8 protein-coding genes are annotated in these 5,272 nt (G+C 29.8%); all 8 read right to left on the bottom strand.

What is annotated here, in order from left to right; all coding sequences use genetic code 11:
• On the bottom strand, positions 1–293 hold a 293-nt coding region (locus BLQ05_RS13470; protein WP_074460155.1), incomplete at its 3' end, for a helix-turn-helix domain-containing protein.
• A gap of 204 nt (positions 294–497) precedes the next feature.
• A complete protein-coding gene (locus BLQ05_RS13465; RefSeq protein WP_023576866.1) occupies positions 498–1,127 on the bottom strand; it encodes a hypothetical protein in 630 nt (209 codons plus the stop codon).
• Positions 1,128–1,307: 180 nt separating this feature from the next.
• Positions 1,308–1,895 (bottom strand): hypothetical protein, encoded by a 588-nt coding sequence (locus BLQ05_RS13460; RefSeq protein WP_023576867.1) that lies wholly within the window; start codon positions 1,893–1,895, stop codon positions 1,308–1,310.
• A 155-nt stretch (positions 1,896–2,050) separates the two neighbouring features.
• Positions 2,051–2,638 (bottom strand): hypothetical protein, encoded by a 588-nt coding sequence (locus BLQ05_RS13450; RefSeq protein ID WP_023576868.1) that lies wholly within the window; start codon positions 2,636–2,638, stop codon positions 2,051–2,053.
• A gap of 222 nt (positions 2,639–2,860) precedes the next feature.
• Entirely contained in the window at positions 2,861–3,370 is a 510-nt protein-coding gene (locus tag BLQ05_RS13445; protein WP_023576869.1) for a hypothetical protein, read from the bottom strand.
• Between the two features lie 239 nt (positions 3,371–3,609).
• Positions 3,610–3,945: a hypothetical protein gene (locus BLQ05_RS13675; protein WP_035654629.1), complete on the bottom strand. Its 336-nt coding sequence runs from the start codon at positions 3,943–3,945 to the stop codon at positions 3,610–3,612.
• A gap of 220 nt (positions 3,946–4,165) precedes the next feature.
• Positions 4,166–4,849: a hypothetical protein gene (locus tag BLQ05_RS13435; RefSeq protein WP_023576870.1), complete on the bottom strand. Its 684-nt coding sequence runs from the start codon at positions 4,847–4,849 to the stop codon at positions 4,166–4,168.
• Between the two features lie 185 nt (positions 4,850–5,034).
• The coding region (locus BLQ05_RS13840; RefSeq protein ID WP_218120821.1) for a hypothetical protein at positions 5,035–5,272 on the bottom strand (238 nt) is incomplete at its 5' end.

Raw genomic sequence — 5,272 nt, 5'->3', positions numbered from 1 at the left:
TCGAAATCAGCAATCATGTCCTGTTGAAAGTCTTTGATGAATTCCAATGCTTCGATACGGTCTTTTAGTTTTTTGATTTCGTCGTCTTTACTCATGCCTGTAGATTTTTGTTTAAAGGTAGCAAATTTACGAATCCAATAATCAATAGCTGAACGCGATACTTCATACTTTTTTGCAGCATGATTAATGGATATTTGACCATTCGTTACTTTTTCGACAATCTGTAATTTGAGTTCAAAACTGATTTTTTGATACTCTTTTTTTTGGCAGGGTTGATTTTCTGTTTGTTCCATAGTTTGACAAATGTTGTTTAATTTTTTGTCAACCTATTTTAGGATTTTACATTTGGCTCTATTACCGCTAACGTCCCGCCGGCTTTGTGCAGGTGGGGATTTTTGTTACTTTAGTTTGTTTTATCACAAAGCCAAATATACAAAAAAAACTTACCGTTTTCCCCAAAACCCCACTTGCACAAAACCGCTGTTGTGCGATCGTATTTATATCTTTTTTGCGATTAATGAATAAGGTTCTTCCCTTGAAAACCCATAAATTTCTATAAAATCGGTATTTATTTCTCTGATTGGAATTACAGAATCTAATTCATTTCCTTCATAATTATAGATAAAGTATGTTTCGTCAATTTTTTTTAATAACATTTTTTTACTTCCTCTCTCTTTCATCATTTCAAGAATTATTGGTTTTTGGAGTTCAGTATTAAATGCTATTTTTATTTCGTAATCTTTATTTTCAAAAACTAACTTTTCAATTTCACTTTCTGTTAATTCAGTTTTTGTTTTTTCTAATCTAACAAAATCTATTTCAAGATTTTTTTTAGAGTCTTTCTCGTCTTTTTTGTAAAGTGTAAAACGATTTACATTAATAAACTTATAAGTACCCAAAAATTTACCCTGGACAAAAATTTCGTTTTCGGAAACTTGATAATCATTTGTTTGAATATTTTTTTCCAAATCTGATGAGATAATTTTACCGTTTTTGAATTCAAACACATTGATTTTTGGAACCAAATATGTGTCGCCATTTTTGGTTAAAATCCACTTCCCTTCAAAATTTTGCCCAAAGCTTAAATTCATAAATAATAATGTAAATAATACTTTCAGTATTTTCATCGTAAAGTCCTTTTAACGCTCAGTTTTTCTAATATGTCGCACAACGTCCCGCCGGCTTTGCGAAGTTTGGGTTTATATTGCCCCAAACCATTCCATTCGGACTAAAGCCAAATATACAAAAAGATCTTTCCATTAAGCGCTTTCGCCCAAATTTCGCCAAACCGCTGTTAACGGCTGGCTTTATTTTCCAAAATACTGAATCAATAAAATTATTCCATAAATCCAAAAATTATAAAGTACAGTATAACTAAAACCATATAATAAACTTTTAGAATAATTCCCTTTACATTCCGCTGATTTTTTAAATACTAACCTCAAAGCTCTGAAAAAAATCCAATAAAGCATTGCAATAAAAATCAAAACTGTAATCCATAAAATTGCTCCAAAAAACCAAAATAAATAACTGATAACAAAAGCTGCGATAAACCAAAAAATAATACTCATTATTATTCCAGCGATTCCATCTCCAACATCTGGAACATCTGAACTGCTATCTAAAGTTACTTCTTTTAATTTATCTATCTTCTTTGAATCAAACCTGTCAGTTATTTTACCAAGATTGTCTTTCAATTTTACTCCTTTGTATAATCCGATAGAAATGAATAGGAGGAAAGCGATAGATAATATCGTCGTTGATAATAGTGAATTTTCAATAATTGTTCGATGCGTACCAAGCCCAAAAAGCCAAATAGACAAAACAGTTAAACTTATCACCATGATACTAATGATGAATATGTTTTTGGTATTAACGATTGTATATTTTCTCATTTTTTTACCGTTTCGTTCAGCCAAGCTTGCCGTTAACGTCCCGGGGCTTTATGCTGGTGGGGCTTTTGTTCCTTTAGTTTGTTTTATTACTAAATCCAAATATACAAAAAGATGTTTCAGTTTTGCCCTAAAACCCCACTTGCATAAAACCCCTGTTATCGGCCGTTAATGATTTTTTCTTCCTCTTCATGGACTTTTCGCCATGCTTCTTCACTATCAGGATTTTGCAGAGCATTTTCATACAGTTTGATATATTTTGGATGATTTTTATATTTTATCTTAATCAACGTCATTTGAGGAATACTAACTAAAAATATACCTATTGTAATGAAAAAAATAGTTCGAGATAAAATGAATTTATAATAATATGATTTTTTATTTATGAACTTAATTAAAGCAATTACAGAAATAATGAATGATAAAAAGACGCCAAACATTATTGTAAATTTAGCGCCCGGCCATCCCTTCATTTTAAATAAGATTCCTATTACCAATATAGACAAAGAAATTCCGGTGGAAATTGCTCCTATAATCTTTAATTTTGAAATACCTTTATAACTTGTTTTGTTGAAGATTTTAGAAAACCCGATATTATTAAATAGAGCAAAACCTAAATAAAAATAAAAAGATGATAAAGTTGTAAGTTGAAGTGTTGAAACAAGAGCAGCACCTGGCCAGTTGATTAAAAAGCAACTTAATGAAAATATTGATAATACAAATAATCCGATTTCTAAATACCTCATGCTGAAATATGTGTAAAGTTCTGGTTTAATGGCCGATAACGTCCCGCCGGCTTTGTGAAGTGGCGGACTTTTTATTACTGATGTTTACAAATATACCGAAAAGTTTTAAAGAAAATTGCGATTAAATAGGAGAGAAGTGCACTCACCAAACCATCCCAAAAAATCACCAAGCCCCGCCATTTCACAAAACCGCTGTTACCTGCAGTTAAAATTCAAGAAACTTTAAAAGTAAAAAATATAGACAAGAGTTAGAGTATATAGAAATATCGAAGCTAAAGCTAAAGCAAAATCAAGAAATCCATTTGTGAAGAAAATGTTTAGGAATGTTATTAGAACTGAAATCAGAAGTAATATTTGAACAATTTGTATAGATAGAAATGAAACTTCTAAAATTTGATTTCCTTTTTCATTTACAACATTGATAGATTTTACACTTGAAAAAATAAAAGTTTTTACAATGTGAATATTCTGACCATCACTAAGTTCATATTGTAAATCTGGAAATTTTCCTAAATTATATAAATTCCCAGTCTTACATTCCAATATGTTTTTATATTCAGATGATGATTTACTTTTAAATCCAGGAGTTTCCTTGACAGTTCTATAAAATGAAGAGAATTTTTCTTCCTCTGTATGATTGAACGGAATCAAATAATCCGCAAAGATTAATAAAGCTAATAGCAGATTAATAATGATTAGAACTCTAAATTGTGAGTTTTTTATTTTTATCATTTTGGCTTTTTCGTTCAGTTTTTCGTTAATTGCAGGTAACGTCCCGCCAGCTTGCTGAAGGTGGGGGATTGGTAACCCAAAACTAACGATTTAAGATTAAGTTTCCAAACACAAAACCAACATTAAATTTAGCCTTAAAGCCCCACTTGCAGCAAACTGCCTGTTAGGCGTTCGGTTTTTTAATTTTTTATTACAAAATAAATATTATTGCATTTAAGTTTATTATTTAAAACGACTGATTAAATATCATTCTCAGTTATTTCAGATTTTTTAAACTTTAGACGTATTAATTTACTTTCAATAGCACACATTTCTTGATTGACTTTTTGAAAATGCATATAACAGGCAATTGGAATAACTAATAAATATATCCCTCCAAATAATAAAACAGAGTCCTCATAACCCATTCTTTCAGATAAAGGACCTCTTTTCATTGGCAAATAAGGTAGAATAAATGGACCAAGAAGTCCAACTAAGATAAGTCTCCAAATTTGCCATTTCTTTTTAGGAAGCCTGGCTAGTTGTTCTTTAAGTTGTCTTTCTTCTTCGTCTAAATTCTTCTCCAAATTATTCATTAGTATAGTAAATTTATCGTTGTATTAATTATAAATCACTTGATTAGTTCTCGTTTTCGTTCCGTTTTTTTAAACTGACGCCTAACGTCCCGGGGCTTCGTGAAGTTGGGGTTTATATATTCCCAAACCATTGAATAATCACGGAAGTCAAATATATGAAATAACCTTTAAATTTAGCCTTAAAGCCCCAATTTCATGAAACCCCTGTTATGCGTTCGTGTTAATTTATTATATTCTCTTCGAATGATTTTATCCAAGCAGAAGAATCATCTTTGCTTTCATGTTCAATTAAATACAAGCCCTTGTTTTTTGCGTAGTATGATTTTGTTTTGATTCTTTCCATTCCAACTGAGACATTTTTCTTTTTATATTGTATTGTTGATTTTGTTTCAGTTACAATACATTTTAATGAAGTGAGGTCTTCTTTAAGAATTGTATCACATAAATACCTCTCTTCTTCATATATGGTAATATTTCTGTGTTTTCCTTGATAAAGAATTGTTGAAATTCTCTTCCCAAATTTACTTCCATCATCAACAATTTTATTGTTGATTAATTTACCTTTAATTCCTTTAAAATGATCAGGTTCAATTTTCCTGAGTAAATTGAAATTATAGATTTCTACTAATTTACCATCTAAAGTTGTTTTAATTGAGTCCAAAAGAAAATGCTTATCATGGCGAGAATAAATTAAAAATTCTGTATTTGATTCTTTTACTTTTGATAAATTGATTTTTTCAAAACCATCAATGCTTCCCATCCTTTGATAATGTAAAGATTTACCTTTTCCAATTTTTTTAATAGGATATTGATACTCTTTAGGAATAAAGTCAGTAAACTCTTTATTTTTTTTATTACAGCTAATTAGTATTAAAAGGAGGAAAAAATAAGTTATGTTTCTCATTTATAGTTTTTTAGATGTAGTTTTTCCAACATGACGCATAACGTCCCGGGGCTTCATGAAGTTGGGGTTTATATATTTCCAAACCATTGAATAACCACGGAAGCCAAATATATGAAATAACCTTTTAATTTAGCCTTAAAGCCCCAATTTCATGAAACCCCTGTTAGCAGTTCGGCTTTTTCATTTTAAGATTCTATTTCAAAAATTTTTTCAAAGTAATTTATAAGTTTGTTTTTATTTCTCCATATAATAAGGTTAATTATAATAACAAAGCCAAACATTAATGGATTTATTATTTTATATGCTTTGAGCGGTGCTGAATTTGTGTAAAGAATTAAATTACATATAGGAATGACAATTATTGGCATATATTTATTCCAATAATATCCGAATCCGATTGGTTTTACTACGTAATTTATTTCG

It is taken from the genome of Flavobacterium saliperosum (assembly GCF_900100625.1).
Lineage (GTDB): Bacteria > Bacteroidota > Bacteroidia > Flavobacteriales > Flavobacteriaceae > Flavobacterium > Flavobacterium saliperosum.
Note: the sequence above shows the minus strand (reverse complement) of the source record. Positions and strands in the feature narration are given on the sequence as shown.